Annotated in this window: 11 protein-coding genes; 3 read left to right on the top strand and 8 right to left on the bottom strand. The window is 72.0% G+C overall.

Features of this window, described 5'->3' with window-relative positions:
• Positions 1 to 7 precede the first annotated feature (7 nt).
• The 4 genes from ACIPEK_RS08700 to ACIPEK_RS08685 form a co-directional block, all read right to left on the bottom strand.
• On the bottom strand, positions 8 to 1624 hold the full coding sequence (locus ACIPEK_RS08700; RefSeq protein WP_401992453.1) for an acyl-CoA carboxylase subunit beta: 1617 nt from the start codon (positions 1622 to 1624) through the stop codon (positions 8 to 10).
• Complete coding sequence (locus ACIPEK_RS08695) at positions 1621 to 3357, bottom strand: acyclic terpene utilization AtuA family protein (protein ID WP_401992450.1); 1737 nt, start codon at positions 3355 to 3357, stop codon at positions 1621 to 1623. Before ACIPEK_RS08695 ends, ACIPEK_RS08700 begins: the two co-directional genes overlap by 4 nt.
• A complete protein-coding gene (locus ACIPEK_RS08690) occupies positions 3354 to 4148 on the bottom strand; it encodes a TIGR03084 family metal-binding protein (protein ID WP_401992447.1) in 795 nt (264 codons plus the stop codon). Before ACIPEK_RS08690 ends, ACIPEK_RS08695 begins: the two co-directional genes overlap by 4 nt.
• Positions 4149 to 4364: 216 nt before the next feature.
• Positions 4365 to 5345 (bottom strand): helix-turn-helix transcriptional regulator, encoded by a 981-nt coding sequence (locus ACIPEK_RS08685; RefSeq protein WP_401992444.1) that lies wholly within the window; start codon positions 5343 to 5345, stop codon positions 4365 to 4367.
• 63 nt (positions 5346 to 5408) lie between these two features.
• On the opposite strand from ACIPEK_RS08685, the gene ACIPEK_RS08680 reads away from it, so the two are divergent.
• Positions 5409 to 6284: a nuclear transport factor 2 family protein gene (locus tag ACIPEK_RS08680; RefSeq protein ID WP_401992441.1), complete on the top strand. Its 876-nt coding sequence runs from the start codon at positions 5409 to 5411 to the stop codon at positions 6282 to 6284.
• Positions 6285 to 6300: 16 nt separating this feature from the next.
• On the opposite strand, the gene ACIPEK_RS08675 is transcribed toward ACIPEK_RS08680, so the two are convergent.
• A complete protein-coding gene (locus tag ACIPEK_RS08675) occupies positions 6301 to 7278 on the bottom strand; it encodes an EamA family transporter (RefSeq protein WP_401992438.1) in 978 nt (325 codons plus the stop codon).
• Positions 7279 to 7428: 150 nt separating this feature from the next.
• Here ACIPEK_RS08675 and ACIPEK_RS08670 point away from each other — a divergent pair, with 150 nt between their 5' ends.
• Both ACIPEK_RS08670 and ACIPEK_RS08665 read left to right on the top strand, forming a co-directional pair.
• Complete coding sequence (locus ACIPEK_RS08670) at positions 7429 to 8358, top strand: LysR family transcriptional regulator (protein ID WP_401992435.1); 930 nt, start codon at positions 7429 to 7431, stop codon at positions 8356 to 8358.
• Between the two features lie 89 nt (positions 8359 to 8447).
• Positions 8448 to 9041, top strand: a complete 594-nt coding sequence (locus ACIPEK_RS08665) for a hypothetical protein (protein ID WP_401992432.1) — start codon at positions 8448 to 8450, stop codon at positions 9039 to 9041.
• Positions 9042 to 9142: 101 nt separating this feature from the next.
• On the opposite strand, the gene ACIPEK_RS08660 is transcribed toward ACIPEK_RS08665, so the two are convergent.
• From ACIPEK_RS08660 to ACIPEK_RS08650, 3 genes are all read right to left on the bottom strand, one after another.
• Positions 9143 to 11194: a PA14 domain-containing protein gene (locus ACIPEK_RS08660; protein WP_401992429.1), complete on the bottom strand. Its 2052-nt coding sequence runs from the start codon at positions 11192 to 11194 to the stop codon at positions 9143 to 9145.
• 179 nt (positions 11195 to 11373) lie between these two features.
• Positions 11374 to 12321, bottom strand: coding sequence for a MarR family transcriptional regulator (locus ACIPEK_RS08655; RefSeq protein ID WP_401992426.1), 948 nt, complete (start codon positions 12319 to 12321; stop codon positions 11374 to 11376).
• 339 nt (positions 12322 to 12660) lie between these two features.
• Complete coding sequence (locus ACIPEK_RS08650; protein WP_401992423.1) at positions 12661 to 15585, bottom strand: FAD-binding and (Fe-S)-binding domain-containing protein; 2925 nt, start codon at positions 15583 to 15585, stop codon at positions 12661 to 12663.
• Positions 15586 to 15871 lie beyond the last annotated feature (286 nt).

The raw sequence follows: 15871 nt of genomic DNA, 5'->3' as shown, positions 1-15871 counted from the left end.
TGTGGCCTCACATCCGGAAGATTCCGAAGCCGCCGCGGGCACCTTCGACCGGGGCGGTGTGGATCGCGGACAGACACATCCCGAGGACGGTCCTGGTGTCGCGCGGGTCGATGACCCCGTCGTCGTACAGCCGCCCGGAGAGGAACATCGGCAGCGACTCGGACTCGATCTGCTGCTCGACCATGGCGCGCAGCCCGGCGTCGGCCTCGGCGGCCTTGTCGTCGTACGGCAGCCCCTTCGCGGCGGCGGAGGCGCGGGCGACGATGGACAGCACCCCGGCGAGCTGCTGCGGCCCCATGACGGCGGACTTGCTGCTGGGCCAGGCGAAGAGGAAGCGCGGGTCGTACGCCCGTCCGCACATGCCGTAGTGCCCGGCCCCGTACGAGGCGCCCATCAGCACGGACAGATGCGGGACCCTGGAGTTCGACACGGCGTTGATCATCATCGCGCCGTGTTTGATGATGCCGCCCTGCTCGTACTCCTTGCCGACCATGTAGCCGGTGGTGTTGTGCAGGAAGAGCAGGGGGATGTCGCGCTGGTTGGCGAGCTGGATGAACTGGGCGGCCTTCTGCGACTCCTCGCTGAACAGCACACCTTGCGCATTGGCGAGGATGCCGACGGGATAGCCGTGAAGCGTGGCCCATCCGGTCACCAGGCTGGTCCCGTACAGCGGCTTGAACGCGTCGAAGTCGGAGCCGTCGACGAGCCGGGCGATGACCTCGCGCGGGTCGAAGGGCACCTTCAGATCGCCGGGCACGATGCCGATCAGCTCGTCCTCGTCGTACTTCGGCGGTTCGGCCGGTCCCGGATCCGCATGTGCCTTGCGCCAGTTGAGGCGGGCGACGATCCGGCGGGCCTGGCGCAGCGCGTCCTGCTCGTCGACGGCGAAGTGGTCGGCGAGCCCGGAGATGCGGGCGTGCATCTCGGCGCCGCCGAGCGATTCGTCGTCGCTCTCCTCGCCGGTCGCCATCTTCACCAGGGGCGGTCCGCCGAGGAACACCTTGGACCGTTCCTTGATCATGACGGTGTGGTCGGACATGCCGGGGACGTACGCCCCACCGGCGGTCGAGTTCCCGAAGACGACGGCCACGGTCGGGATGCCGGCCGCCGACAGCCGGGTGAGGTCGCGGAACAGCGCCCCGCCCGGGATGAAGATCTCCTTCTGCGACGGGAGATCGGCGCCCCCGGACTCGACGAGGCTGATGCAGGGCAGCCGGTTGGCGAAGGCGATCTCGTTCGCCCGCAGGGCCTTCTTCAGGGTCCAGGGGTTGGAGGCGCCGCCGCGTACGGTCGGGTCGTTGGCGGTGATCAGGCACTCCACGCCCGACACCACTCCGATCCCGGTGACGAGCGAGGCGCCGACTGTGTACTCGGGGGCCTCGCTCCCCCAGGCGGCGAGCGGCGACAGCTCCAGGAACGGGGTGTCCTCGTCGATCAGCAGCTCGATCCGCTCCCGGGCCAGGAGCTTTCCGCGCGAGCGGTGCCGCTCGACGTACTTCTCACCGCCGCCCGCCTGCGCCTTGGTGTGCTCGCCGGCCAGCTCGTCGAGTTTGGCGAGCATGGCCGCGCGGTTCGCGGCGTATTCGGGGCTCGCGGTGTCGAGCCCGGTGGGAAGGACGGTCATGCGTTCACCTCCGGTGCGTGGGCGGCTTCCAGCAGCGGTACGGGAATGGGGAGGTGCCGGGAGCGCAGCCACTCCCCCACCGCCTTGGCCTGGGGATCGAACCGGTGCCGGCCGGCGACGCCCTCACCGAGCAGCCCGCGCACGACGAAGTTCAGGGCACGGAGGTTCGGCAGGACATGGCGTACGACGGTGAGGCCGGCGGTCTCCGGAAGCAGCTCCTGGAACCGTTCGACGGTCAGCTCATGGGCCAGCCAACGCCAGGCGTCGTCGCCGACGGCCCACACCCCCACGTTGGCGTCCCCGCCCTTGTCACCGCTGCGGGCGCCCGCGACCCGGCCGAGCGGGGCGGTCCGGGTGGGTCCGGAGAACGGCAGGGGCTCGGGCAGCGGCGGCTCCCCGGCTTCCCGCAAGGGCCGCGTCCGTACGGGATGTTCCTGGTTCTCCCGCCGCCCGTCCGGCAGGACGGCGACGTGCGGGACCTCGCCGGCCGGTACGTACTTTGCCTCGAACACCCCGTACGGTGCGCCCTTTCCGGGCGGGGCGGTGACATGGAAGCCCGGATAGCTGCCGAGGGCGAGCTCGATCGCCGCGCCGGAGACCGCGCGTCCGACGGCCTCCGGGTCCTGGTCGCGGACGACGAGCCGGAGCAGGGCGCAGGCCCTCTCCTCGGTGTCGGCGTCGGCCCGGTCGGTCCGGGCCAACTCCCAACGAACCTCCGCGGGGCGGGTACGGGACCGGTCGAGTGCTTCCGTGAACTGGTCCTTGACGAGCTGCGCCTTGGCCTCGATGTCGAGCCCGGTGAGTACGAAGACGACCTCGTTGCGCCAGCCGCCGAGCCGGTTGAGGCCGACTTTGAGTGTGGGCGGCGGGGCCTCGCCGCGCACGCCGGAGATCCGTACCCGGTCGGGGCCTTCCTGGGTCAGCCGTACGGTGTCGAGCCGGGCGGTGACGTCCGGTCCGGCGTACCGGGGCCCGCCGGTCTCGTACAGCAACTGGGCCGTGACGGTGCCGATGTCGACGACGCCGCCCGTGCCGTCGTGCTTGGTGATGACGGACGACCCGTCGGCATGGATCTCGGCGACGGGGAAGCCGGGCCGGCGCAGGTCATGGCCCCGGAAGAACGAGTAATTCCCCCCGGTGGCCTGGGTTCCGCACTCCAGTACGTGTCCGGCGACGACGGCCCCGGCGAGGGCGTCGTGGTCGTCGGGGCCCCAGCCGAAGTGCGCGGCGGCGGGCCCGGTGACGAGGGCGGCGTCGGTGACCCGTCCGGTGACGACGACATCGGCGCCCGCGGTGAGGCAGGCGGCGATCCCCGCGCCGCCGAGGTAGGCGTTGGCGGTGAGGAAGCCCTCGGGTACGGGGAGGCTGTCGCCCTCCACATGGGCGACCCGTACGGGCACTCCCGCTTTCTGCGCCAACTCCCTCACGGCGTCGGCCAGTCCGGCCGGATTGAGCCCTCCGGCATTGGTGACGATCTTCACGCCGCGCTCGTGGGCGAGCCCGAGGCCCTCTTCGAGCTGGCGCAGGAAGGTGGTGGCGTACCCGTGCCTGGGGTCCTTGAGCCGGCTCCGGCCGAGGATGAGCATGGTCAGCTCGGCGAGATAGTCCCCGGTGAGGACGTCGAGGGGGCCGCCGGTGAGCATCTCGCGTACGGCGTCGAAGCGGTCGCCGTAGAACCCGGAGGCGTTGCCGATCCGCAGCGGTCCGGTCCGCCGGGGCCCGGTCGGGGTCACTTGCCGCCTGCCCGGGGCGCGCGGCCGGGTCCGGCGGGCCCGGCGAACGCCTGGGCGATGTCGAGCCACCGGTCGGCGTCGGGCCCGGTGGCCCGGACGGCGAGGTCGTCACGGTGGGCGCGCTGGGTGACCAGAAGGCAGAAATCGAGCAGCGGCCCGGTGACGCGCTGCGGCGCGTCCTGCGCCCCGAACGCGATCAACTCGCCGCCGGGTGCTTTCAGTTCGACCCGGAACTCCTCCTCGGGTGCCGCGATCCCCCGCACCAGGTAGGCGTAGTCCCTGGCCCGTACCCCGATCCGGGCGACGTGCCGCAGCCGGGCGGTGGGGGCCCTGGTGACCCCGAGGGTGTCGGCGATGTCCTGGCCGTGCGCCCAGGTCTCCATGATCCGGGCGGTCGCCATGGAAGCGACACTCATCGGCGGCCCGTACCAGGGAATACGGGTTCCGGCGGGCGCGTCCCGCAGCGCCGCTTCGAGCCGCCCCCGCCCGTCCCGCCACCGCGCGAGCAGCACGTCCGGGGCGAGCACGGCCAGCTCCTCCGCGCCCCGGTCGACAAAGGATTCGGGCGCCTCCATGGCCTCGGCCACCTCCGCGGCGAAGGCACCGGCATCGGTGGCGGCGAGCAGCGCGACCTCGTCGGTCCAGGTGAGATGGGCGATCTGGTGCGCGATGCTCCAGCCGGGAGCGGGGGTCGCAGCGGCCCATTGCCCGGCGCTCAACCCCTTTACGAGTCCGTCGAGTTCCTGGCTCTCATCGCGCATGTCGTCGATCACGGCTGCCACATCGGGCACGGTGCGCTCCCCTCGGGGCAAGGCGGTGTGCCCAGGAGCATGGCAGCGGACCCATAAACAAGCAAGCGCGCTTGCATTATTTTCTGCCTGCCGCCGGGACGTCGGCAGGCACCGCCTCGACGGCGACATGGCCGCCGTCGGTCCGGTCGGGCAGCCCTCCGTGATCCGGTGATCCGTCCGTCCGGTCGGGAGAGCGGAGCTCCGTACAGCCGCTGCTCACGGGGCGGCCCGGTAGAGACAGGTCAGCGCGTCGAGTGTCCGGGTCAGGTGGTCGCGTAGTGCGGGCGGGGCGAGGACTTCCGCTTCGGCGCCGAGTTTGAGCAGTTCCGGCAGGGCGTGTTCGACCGACTCGACCGGGATCGTCACACGGGACCAGCCTTCGGCGTCCGGGGGCGTGGCGGTCCGCTGTGCGGCGGCGGCCATGGCCGCGTCCCACACATGGGGCAGTCGGGACAAGGCGTTCGGGGACAGGCGCACGACCGCCTCGCCCCGGTGGCGGCGGGACTCGAAGAACTCCAGGTAGGTCCGCCAGTGTTCGGCCAGGTCGAAGCCTTCGGGGCGGTCGAACCGCTCGCCGAGGACGTGGATGTCCAGGATTCTCGATATGCGGTAGGTACGGAGCTGCTCGGCGCCGCCGGCCACCAGGTACCAGGCTCCGGCCTTGAGTACGAGCCCGTACGGTTCCACGGTCCGGGTGACCTCGTGGGGTTCGGCCCACCGCAGGTACCGCATCCGTACGGTGCGGTTGTTCCACACAGCGTCCGCGACCGCGTTCAGGTACGGCGCGGGGTCGCCGTCGCGGTACCAGGCGGGGGCGTCGAGGTGGAAGCGTTCGGCGAACCGGCCCGCCCGGTAGCGCAGTTCGGCGGGGAGCGCGGCCATCAGCTTGAGCTGTACGGCGGTCACGACGGCGCCCAGGCCAAGGTCGGCGGCGGCCGTCGGCAGCCCGGTCAGGAACAGCGAGCCGGCCTCGTCCTCGGTGAGCCCGGTCAGCCGGGTGCGGAAGCCACCGAGCAGCCGGTACCCGCCGTCGTGGCCGGATTCGCCGTACAGGGGCACGCCTGCCGAACTCAGGGACTCCATGTCGCGGTAGACGGTGCGTACGGACACCTCCAGCGTGTCGGCCAGCTCCTGCGCCGTCATCCGATCGCGGGTCTGCAGGAGCAACAGGATGGAGACCAGCCGGCTCGCTCGCATGCCGTGAAGTCTGCCGCAGATCACTGACACAAGGTGTCAGTGGAGCGGAAATAGCTTCCCCGCATGAGCAACGACGTGAGCAATGACGTGAGCAATGACGTGAGCAGCGACCTGGGCAACGATACGGACGGCGCCATGGACATCGACCGGTTCGTCGCCAGGTACATAGCCGTGTGGCACGAACCCGACCCGGACGCACGCCGCGCCGCCATCGCCCGGCTCTGGGACGTGAACGCCACCGAGACCACCGAGGCCGCGCGGTACCACGGCCACGATGCCCTCGAAGTCCGCGTCACCGAGGCGTACAACAATCTGGTGCGGGACAGTGGATACGTCTTCCGTTCCGCGGGCGACGCGACCGGCCACCACGACACGGTCACCTTCACGATCCACATGTTCCCCGCCGCCGGTGGCGCCATCGCCTGGACCGGCCGCATCGTCGCCACCCTCGGAGAGGATGGGCTCATCCGGGACGAGTACCAGTTCACCGTGGCCGTACCGTCCGGGACGGCGGCGGGCACGCGGGCCACCGCCGAGGACTTCCTCCGTCGCCTCGGCGAAGGCGATCCGGACCGGATCGCCGAACTGTTCGCCGCGCACGTCGACTGGCGGCTGGACTGGCCGGACGGCGGTCATCCGGCGGTTCCGTGGATCCGTCCCCGCTCGACCCGTGCGGATGTCGCCGACCACTTCCGCGAAGTGGCCGCCCACCACGTTCCCGAGAAGTCGGCCGGAACGGCGTCGTCCGTCCTGGTCGACGGCGCGGAGGCGGTCGTGCTCGGCGACATCCGCCAGACGGTACGGGCGACGGGCACGCCCTACACAGCCCTGTGCGCGCTCCACCTCACCGTGGTGGACGGCCTGATCACCCGCTACGTCGTCTACGAGGACAGCCTCTCCGTCGCCGAGGCCCTCGCGGCCCGGCCGATACGGCGCTGAGCAGCCGGGCCGGGCGTCAGGTGTGGCTGCGGCTCCGCACGCCCCGCACCTGACTCCGTACCGCGCCCATGCTCGCCCCGATGACCAGGGCCATGGCCAGGGCGTCCGTCGTGGAGAGGGCCTGATCGAGGATGAGGAAGCCGGCCGTGGCCGCGATCGCGGGTTCGAGGCTCATCAGGATCGCGAAGGTGGGCGCGGGCAGGCGGCGCAGCGCCATGAGTTCGAGGGTGTACGGAAGGACGGAGCTCAGCAGCGCCACCGCCGCACCCAGTCCCAGCGTGGACGGGACCAGCAGTTTCGAGCCCGACTCCAGGATGCCGAGGGGCAGAGAGAGGATCGCGGCGACCACCATGGCCAGGGCCAGGCCGTCCGCCTGGGGGAAGCGGCGGCCGGTGCGGGCACTGAAGACGATGTACGTGGCCCACATGGCACCCGCGCCCAGTGCGTACGCGGCGCCCACCGGATCGAGGCGGTCGAAGCCACCCCCGCTCAGCAGCACGACGCCGCCCAGCGCTAGGCCCGCCCACACCACGTTGACCAGGCGGCGCGAGGCGACCACCGAGAGGGCCAGCGGGCCCAGCACCTCCAGAGTGACGGCCGCGCCCAGCGGGATGCGGTCGGCAGCCTGGTAGAAGAGTATGTTCATGCCGCCCATGGCCACCCCGAACGCGAGGACCGTGCCCCAGTCGGCGCGCGAGTGGCCGCGCAGCTTCGGGCGGCAGACGATCAGCAGCACGAGCGCGGCGACGGCCAGGCGCAGGGTGACGACCCCGAGCGCGCCGGCCCGCGGCATCAGCAGGACCGCGACGGCGGAGCCGAACTGGACGGAGAGGCCGCCCGCGACCACCAGCGCGACCGGGGCGAGTGCTGCCCTTCGGCCCTTGGGACGTGCAGGACCTGCCGCCCCGCCCAGGGCGGACACCGCCTCCGGTACGGCGACGGCCGCGGCCTGCTCCGCGGCCGCTGCCCCTGCTGCACTGCGCTGGTCGTTCACCTGCGGTGTTCCTCCCGAATCCAACAGTGCATTTCAATGCACTACCTGATTGAAGATACTGCACTCTCGCCGTGCACTACCTCCCCTTACGGTAGGTACCTCCGCGTGGCACGTGAAATGCCCATTGGTCTCCCGTTATGCTTCCCGCGCATGAGCCTTGGACGCAGCGGTGACGGCCGTACCGGGAGCCCTGCGGGCCGGAGCTCCGGCCGCGGTATCGAGGTCCGCCATCTGCGCGCCTTCCTCGCGATCGCCGACGAGGGCAACGTCACCCGCGCCGCCGCCCGCCTCCGCCTCACCCAGCCCGCGGTCTCCCGCACCCTCGCCGCCCTGGAGCAGCACCTCGGCATCCGGCTCGTCGACCGGTCCACCCACCATCTCGTCCTCACCCCCGAAGGCGTCGCCTTCCGGGACAGGGCCGCCGCCGCGGTCGCCGCGTTCGACGAGGCGCTCGACTCCGGCGGGCTGCGCCACTGGCCGCTGCGGCTCGGGCACGCCTGGTCGGCGTTCGGCCCGTACACCACTCCCCTGCTCCGGCGCTGGCAGGAGCGGTATCCGCAGACCCCGCTCGAACTGCTGCGGATCGACGACCGCACCGCCGGGCTCACCCGCGGCGAGGTCGATGCGGCGTTGCTGCGGGGACCCGTCGAGACGCCCGGGCTCGTCACCGAGGTGCTGTTCGAGGAGGACCGGGTGGCGGCGGTGGCCGCGGACGGGCCGCTCGCCGCCCGCGCCACGCTCCGTCTCGCCGATCTGGCGGGCGGCACCGTCGTCCTCAACACCGTCTCCGGCACCACCACCGTCGATCTGTGGCCGCCGGACGCCAGGCCCGCCGCGACGCTCACCGTCGCCAACACCGACGACTGGCTGACCGCCATCGCGGCGGGGCGCGGCGCCGGGGTCTCCGCCGCGTCCACCGCCGGAATGCACCCGCACTCGGGGGTCGCCTACCGCCCGCTCGTCGACGCCCCGGCCGTCCCGGTCCTGCTCGCCCGGCGCGACGCCCCCGGCCATCCCGCACTGCCGGAACTCGCCGCCCTCGCCCGCGAGATCGTGGGGCGGGACGCCACCGACGGCTGAGGAACTCCCGCACGGGGCCGGATGGCCGGGGTGAGCGCCCCCGCCCGTCTCAGCTGGCGTACCCCCTCAGGTGCCGCAGTGCGCCTGCCGTGCACGAGTTCGCGCACGCCGTCCGCCGTGCACTGCCCGTGCGGGACGCCAACGAGCCGCGGCCGGACGGGGCGGGGCGGGTGACCGGGGAGCCGCTGGAGCGGGCGGCGCCGAACCGGGTCCATCTGCTCTGGTGGGGCCTCGGGGGCGGGTACGTGCTGGTGCTCGCCCTGCTGCTGGTGAAGGGCGCCGGGGTCGTCCTGGCGGTCTTCTGGACGGTGGCCCCCGGCCCGATCGCCGCCGGGGGGCTGGGCGTGTACGGCGGATGGCAACTGTTCCGGGAGGCCTGGGTGCTGCGTACCCGGGGGATCACCGTGGAGGGACAGCTGCAGCGGTCCCACTGGTACAACAACGTCGAGCACACCTACGCGTACGTCGACAACCACGGCGTACGGCGTGAGCGCACGGGCTCGGACGGGGGTGCCGAGCGGGCGGAGATCACCTACGACCCTGCGGACCCCGAGACCACCAAGATCGGTCGCCGTACGACGGGACAGCTCGTGCTCGGCACGGTGCTCATCCTGCTGCCGGGCGGTGTCCTGCTGGCCGGTGTCGCGCTCGTGGCGGTGGGGCTGGTGGCGCTGGTCATCTGATCGTGTGCCGGGAGCCCGGAGAGAATGCTCTCCGGGCTCTCTCTGTTGTGGTGTGGCGGCCAGACCATCTGAATCAGCGACCTGCGAAGTATGGGCCCTGGCTAGACGCGGTCCTGGAAGACGCAGCTCCACACGTGCGTGCCCGCGACGCTGCCGTCGGCGCGCACCGCCTCCAGCGTGTAGAAGTGCGTGGTCCCCCGCGCGGCCCTGGTGTCCGTATAGGCGCGGGTCTCCGCCGACAGCAGTCCGGCGTGCAGCGGCTGGTACGCCTTTGTGGCCGCATTCCACCTGCTGACCCGGTAGCCCGCGACGGTGTCGCACTCAGCCGTCTTGTCGCACCGCCAGCTGATGGACGGCCCGTGCGCGTTGGGTCCGCCGATCACGGTGCCCCAGCCCATGCTGCCGAGGTCCCAGTCCCCAGTGACCGTCACGGACGGCCGGACGTCCAGCTCGGTGACCTCGACGACCGTGACCTTCGGGTCGCTCGGGGGCAGCGCGTTGTCCCAGCGGTCCCTGGCGACGACCGCGTACATGTACGTCTCGCCGTCCGGCAGGTCGCCGCAGAGGACCGCGAGCGGGTCGCTTGTGCCCTCCGCGCAGGAGGTGGAGCTGAGCCACTTGACCGTGCCGTCGGCCTGCCGGGCTCCGGTCCAGGCGTCGTAGTGTTCGACGTCGTCCTCGGTCGAGGCCGCCCAGCTGATCAGCACGCCGTCGGCGCGCGGGGTGGCCTTCACGCCGGTGACGGGGCCGGGCGCGACGCGGTCGCCGGTGCGGACGACGAGCGGGGCGGACAGCGCCGACTCGTTGCCGTCCGGGTCCACCGCCGCGACCGCGTACGTCACGTACGTGCCCGCGGGCATCTCCAGGTCGTGGCAGATGCCGCCGGTGCTGGTCTCGTCGCTCTCCTCGGCGCAGGTCACGCGGGCGAGCGCGGCCGGGTCGAGGGTCTTGCCGGGCGAGCGGTAGACGCGGTAGGTCCCGCCGTTGTCGAAGTCCTCATAGAACCCGTCGGGCTGCTTCCAGTACACCTCGGTGTAGCCGACGCGGACGACGGAGCCGAGGGAGGTCGGGGACTTCGGCGGCGTCCGGTCGACGCCGTCGCCGGTGACGGCGGCGTACGCCGACGGGTTGCCGAGCGCGTCGAGGGCGCGCACCCGGTAGTACCGGGCGGTGTTCACGGGTGCGTCGGTGCGGTACGACGTCGTGGTCGTCGTTCCCAGCAGCTCGAACGGGCCGGTGGCCGCGGAGGCGGCGTACACCTCGTACTTCGCGGCGTCGGCGACCCCCTGCCAGGCCAGGGTGGCCCACCACGCGTCGCCAGTGACCGTGAGACCAGTCGGCGCCGCCGGGCCCGTGCGGTCCACGGTCACAGCGGAGGCGTCGAGGCTGCCGACGGACTCGCGGCCCGCCTTGTCGACGGCACGGACCTCGTACAGGAAGGTCTGGCCCGTGGCGGGCGTCGCGTCCACGAAGGACGGGGAGGTGAGCAGCGACGAGCCACTGGCCTTCGCCCACTGGGTGGTGCTCAGCCGGCGGTACACGCGGTAACCGGCGAGGTCCATCTCCTTGTTCGCGGCCCAGCGCAGGGTGGTCTTCGTGGTGTCCCGGTTGTACGCGGCGGTGAGGCCGGTCGGGGCGACCGGCTTGACCGTGTCGACGGCGGCCTCGGTGCGCGGGGCGTACGTGAACCCGGCGTGGGCGAGGCCGGTCCAGGCAACGTAGTCCACGCGGATCGCGTGCTTGCCGGCCGGGATGGTCAGGTCGACGGTCTTGCGGGCGGTGGTGGAGACGTTCTTCCACAGGTCGATCTTCCGCACGCCGTCGACGTAGACGCGCATGCCGTCCTGCGTGGCTGCGGAGAGCCGGAAGGGGCCGCCGGAGCCGAAGTCCCGGGTGAGGGACCAGCGGACGGAGAAGTTGTCCTTGGGCAGCGTGACGCCGGGCGGGTCGCCGTACCCGTAGTTCTCGCCGATGGCGGAGTCGCAGGCGGTCAGCTTCGGCGTGCCGCTGAAGGTGGAGTTGGCGAAGTACTGCGCCTTCCAGACGGGAGAGGTGCAGGTGACGGCCGCGGATGCCGGGGCGGCGGTGATCAGGCCGCCGGTGGCGGCGAGGGCGGCCGTCGCGGCCAGCGCGGTCAGCCGGGTACGAGTCATCACAGAGAGTGGGGCCCTTTCCGGACCAATGGGAAACAGGCGAAACAGGTGACGCCTGTGTGACCCATGAGGCGGGGGCAGGGTTGCCCCGCCCCTCGCCTCTTTCACGGACGTTCGCCACGGTGGCGCTGCCCGTGGCATGCCCGGCCCTCGCTGCGCGGCCCGACCGGTCGGGCCGGTCAGGCCGGGTCGAGTTGGCGGCAGGGCCTGCACAGGCCGTCGCGGAACGCTTCGAGCCTTCCTGGGACGCCGCACTCGGTGCACTCGACCATCAGGCGGCGTGCGGGGGTTCCCTGCGCGGCCGGGGCCGCGGCGGGCAGGCGGGGCGGGACCTTGTCGCGGAGGCGGCGGCGGACGAACCCGAAGGGCGAGTCGACAGACGCGGGAAGCCCGGCGGTGAGGGCGTGCGTCAGATAGTCGGCGTCCACACCGCGCGCGAACCACTCGGCAGCCGCCTGCTCCAGCGCCGCACAGTCCGATGCCGAGAGGGCCAGGCGGGAGTCGGTACGGCCGAGACGGGCCAGGACGAGGAAAGCGGGAGAGGGCCGGTCCACGGTCGCCTTGAGCCCCGGCTGCGGCTCGGGCTCCGGCTCTGCGGTGCGCTGCTGCGGCACTGTCGTGACGGGCGGCTGCGCCGGTACGGATGCGGATGCTTCGGACGCAGCGGGGCCGTCAGGAACCCACGGGGGCAGTGGCGCGGCGACCTCCTGCGGCGTGGAGCGTCGCTCCTCGGCGGTGAGGAAGGCGTCCCACCACTCGTTGTCACGGGCGACCCGGGACCAGAAGGTGCGGGTGACCCAGCGGACCTGGCCACCCTCGCCGCTCAGGCACCGGACATGCCGCAGATGACCGGCCACGCCCAGGGCCCGCAAGGCGCTGCCGACAGCCATTTGCCCATACAGCGGCTGACTCCTGGCCAGCGACTTGATGTCCATCGCCGCACCCTCGGTCAGCGCGTCGACGTAACCGGCGATGTGCCGCTCGCGCTCGGGCAATAGCGCGAAATCGCCCTCGCAAGGCGAGCGTTGATCCGGCACGGATCGCTTTCCGTAACCGGGCTTGGCCTTCGGATGGGAGCGCGAGGATGCGGACGCGCGCGGGGCAGCGCTAAGGTTTGAACCAGCCACGGGGTCGCCTACTTCGATCTTGGGGTCAGACCCCGGCCGGTGGTGAGAACACCGCGTCGGGGTCGTTACGTTCGGCACCGTAAACAGCTGCGACTCCGCGCCGCAATTCGGTCACGATTAGTCATACTTGCTGGCCGTGACGGGGTCGGGGAGGGCGGGGAGGTTTCCCCAACCCCCTTCTTTCACCTACCGGTTGCACAACACCGCTCGAATCCCGGCACCCGAAACCCGACCCCCGAAGCCCGAAGCTCAAGACCCGGCCCCGGCCCCCTCCCCGAAGCTCGAAACCCGGCTCCCGGCTCCCGGCTCCCGAAGCTCGGGCTCCGGCCGCCCCGCGCCTCAGCCGCAGGAAGTGCCCGATTCGGGAGGCAGCCCCTCCGCCAGCACCTCCGCCAGGTGCCGGGCCCTCACACCGCCCAGTTGCTCCAGCTGCGTACGGCAGGAGAAGCCGTCAGCCAGGAACTCCGTACCGGGCTCCGCGGCCCGTACCGATGGCAACAGGGCCTCCTCCGCGCAGGCCGCCGATACCGCCCAGTGGCCCCGTTCGAAGCCGAAGTTTCCGGCCAGTCCGCAGCAGCCGCCGTTCAACTCACCGGTCAGTCCGGCCCGTTCGCGCAGGCGGCGGTCTGCCGCGTCGCCCAGGACCGCGTGCTGGTGGCAGTGGGTCTGGCCGGTGGCCGGGCGGTCCAGGCGGGGTGGTTGCCAGTCGGGGGCGTACTCCTCCAGGTACTGCGCCAACGTCCGTACCGAACGCGCGAGTTCGGTGGCGCGCGGATCGCCGGGGAGGAGTTCGGGAAGGTCCGTGCGGAGAGTCGCGGCGCAGCTCGGTTCCAGGACGACGAGCGGGTCGCCGAGACAGACCCCCATCCGGTCCAGGGTCCGGCGCATGACCTTGCGGGCCTTGTCGAGCTGGCCCGTGGACACGTACGTGAGGCCGCAGCACACACCCCGGCCGGGGTACACGGCTGTGCGGCCCGCCGCATCGAGGACCCGGACCGCCGCTTTTCCGACCTCCGGGGACAGGTACGTCGTGAAGGTGTCCGGCCAGACGGTCACCGTCCGGACCCTCCACCGGCCGCCCGACAGGATTCTTGCCTTCCCGTCCTGGCCCTTGCGGACCCACCGGGTGAACGTCTCCCGCGCCAGTACCGGGAGCGTTCGCTCGGGAGCGATGCCCGCCAGTCGTTTGGCCAGGGCCGCCAGCGGGCGGACCCGGGCCAGGGCGTTCAGGGCGGGTGCGAGCGGGGCCGCCGCACGCAGCCAGGCCGGCAGCCGTCCCATCACGTAGTGGGCGGCCGGGCGCAGCCGCCCCCGGTAGTGGTGGTGCAGGAACTCCGCCTTGTACGTGGCCATGTCGACGCCCACCGGGCAGTCGCTGCGGCAGCCCTTGCAGGACAGGCAGAGATCGAGCGCGTCGCGCACCTCCGTCGACCGCCAGCCGTCCGTGATCACCTCACCCGCCAGCATCTCGTGCAGCAGGCGGGCCCGGCCGCGGGTGGAGTGGGCCTCCTCGCCGGTCGCCCGGAACGACGGGCACATCACGCCCGCGCCCGCCGGTTCCGCCGTACGGCATTTGGCGACGCCCACGCATCTGCGTACCGCCGCGGAGAAGTCTCCGCCGTCGTGCGGGTAGCCGAACGTGACGTCCACCGGGCGTTTCGGCAGCACCTCGAAGCGGAGGTTCTCGTCGAGCCGGGCGGGGTGGGTGAGGATGCCGGGGTTCATGCCGCCGTACGGGTCCCAGATGTTCTTGAACCGGGAGAAGAGGGCGACCAGTTCGTCTCCGTACATGCGTGGGAGCAGTTCTGCCCGGGCCTGGCCGTCGCCGTGTTCCCCGCTCAGTGATCCACCGTGCGCGACGACCAGGTCCGCCAGTTCCTCGGAGAAGCGGCGGAAGCGGACCACTCCCTCGGGGCCCAGCAGGTCGAAGTCGATCCGGACGTGGATGCAGCCCTCGCCGAAGTGCCCGTACGGGCTGCCGCGCAGCCCGTGGGCGGCGAGCAGGGCCCGGAAGTCGCGGAGGTACGGACCGAGGCGGGCGGGCGGTACGGCGCAGTCCTCCCAGCCGGGCCATGCCTCCGTGCCGTCCGGCATCCGCGTGGCGGTGCCGGCGGCGTCCTCGCGGATGCGCCACAGGGCCCGCTGTCCGGCCGGGTCGGTGACGACCATGCCGGCCGGCGCGTCGGCGGCACGGAGGATGCGCCCGGCGTGCGCCCGCGCCTCGGCCGGGGTGGCGCCGCCGGTCTCGACGAAGAGCCAGGCACCTCCGCGCGGCAGCCCGGCCGGTTCCCGCACGAGATCGGCGGCCATGCCCTCGACAGTCAGGGGGTGGAACGGGAGCAGGCCGCAGGCGGCTTCGGCGGCCGCGGACTCGTCGGCGTATGCGAGTACGGCGAGCGCGCGGGCCGCCGGTGCCTCGACCAGTCGTACGGTCGCCTCCGTCACCACACCGAGCGTGCCCTCGCTGCCGCAGAAGGCGCGGACGAGGTCGGTTCCGCGCTCGGGCAGGAGTGCGTCCAGGGCGTATCCGGAGATACGGCGCGGGAGCTCGGGGAAACCGGTGCGCAGGAGGGCGAGGTTCTCGCCGATGAGTCCGGAGAGTCCGGAGAGTCCGGTGGGTCCGGTGGGTCCGGTGGGTCCAGTGGGTCCGGAGAGTCCGGTGGGTCCGGTGGGTCCGGTGGGTCCGGTGGTGGGTTCGGCCTCCCCTGCCCGGCCCAGACGCAGCGTGTCGCCGCCGTAGCGGGCCACGGTCAGGGCGCGCACATTGTCGGCCGTGGTGCCCCACGCGACCGAGTGCGCGCCGCAGGAGTTGTTGCCGATCATGCCGCCCAGCGTGCAGCGGCTGTGCGTGGAGGGGTCGGGACCGAAGGTGAGGCCGTGCGGGGCGGCGGCGGTGCGCAGGTCGTCCAGGATCACGCCCGGCTGGACGACCGCTGTACGGGATTCGGCGTCCAGCTCGACGATCTTCCGCATATGGCGGGTGAGGTCGAGGACGACACCGGTGCCGGTGGCCTGACCGGCGATGGAGGTGCCGCCTCCGCGCGGGACCACGGGCACGGCGTGTGAACGGCAGACGGCGAGCGCGGCGGCCACGTCGTCGGCGTCACGCGGGGTGACGACGCCGAGCGGTACGCGGCGGTAGTTGGACGCGTCCATCGTCGTCAACGCCCTTGCGGTGGGGCCGAAGTCGACCTCTCCGCGGACCGCGGCGCTCAGCGCCTGCGCGAGTGCGGCGGATTCCGACGGTTTGCGATGTGCGGCCATGGGCCCAGGATGCCGTTGATCCGGTCACTCGGCGGCCCCGCGCCCTCGCGACTCCCCCGAATACGTCAATACGTCGGAATACGTCGGACGCGTAGTCACATACGTGACAGAGAACGCCACAAGCACTTCCCAAGTGGAGCGTCAATTCTCATATAGTGACCTTGACTTGCCTTGGAATTATCAGCTCCAGTTGTCGCGTTCGCCCCTGCCGTACCGAACTGTCCCGATCAGACCTGTTGGACCTGCCTGCCCTGCCCGTCCCGTTTACCCCGTCCGCCCCAAGGAC

Origin of the sequence: Streptomyces sp. NPDC088246, from assembly GCF_044741025.1 — a bacterium.
GTDB lineage: Bacteria > Actinomycetota > Actinomycetes > Streptomycetales > Streptomycetaceae > Streptomyces.
This window is presented reverse-complemented; position numbering and strand designations above follow the sequence as displayed.

Coding starts and splice junctions, on each gene's coding strand:
- ACIPEK_RS08700 (WP_401992453.1), bottom strand. CDS start 1,624: ATGACCGTCCTTCCCACCGGGCTCGACACCGCGAGCCCCGAATACGCC.
- ACIPEK_RS08685 (WP_401992444.1), bottom strand. CDS start 5,345: ATGCGAGCGAGCCGGCTGGTCTCCATCCTGTTGCTCCTGCAGACCCGC.
- ACIPEK_RS08680 (WP_401992441.1), top strand. CDS start 5,409: ATGAGCAACGACGTGAGCAATGACGTGAGCAATGACGTGAGCAGCGAC.
- ACIPEK_RS08670 (WP_401992435.1), top strand. CDS start 7,429: ATGAGCCTTGGACGCAGCGGTGACGGCCGTACCGGGAGCCCTGCGGGC.
- ACIPEK_RS08660 (WP_401992429.1), bottom strand. CDS start 11,194: ATGACTCGTACCCGGCTGACCGCGCTGGCCGCGACGGCCGCCCTCGCC.
- ACIPEK_RS08650 (WP_401992423.1), bottom strand. CDS start 15,585: ATGGCCGCACATCGCAAACCGTCGGAATCCGCCGCACTCGCGCAGGCG.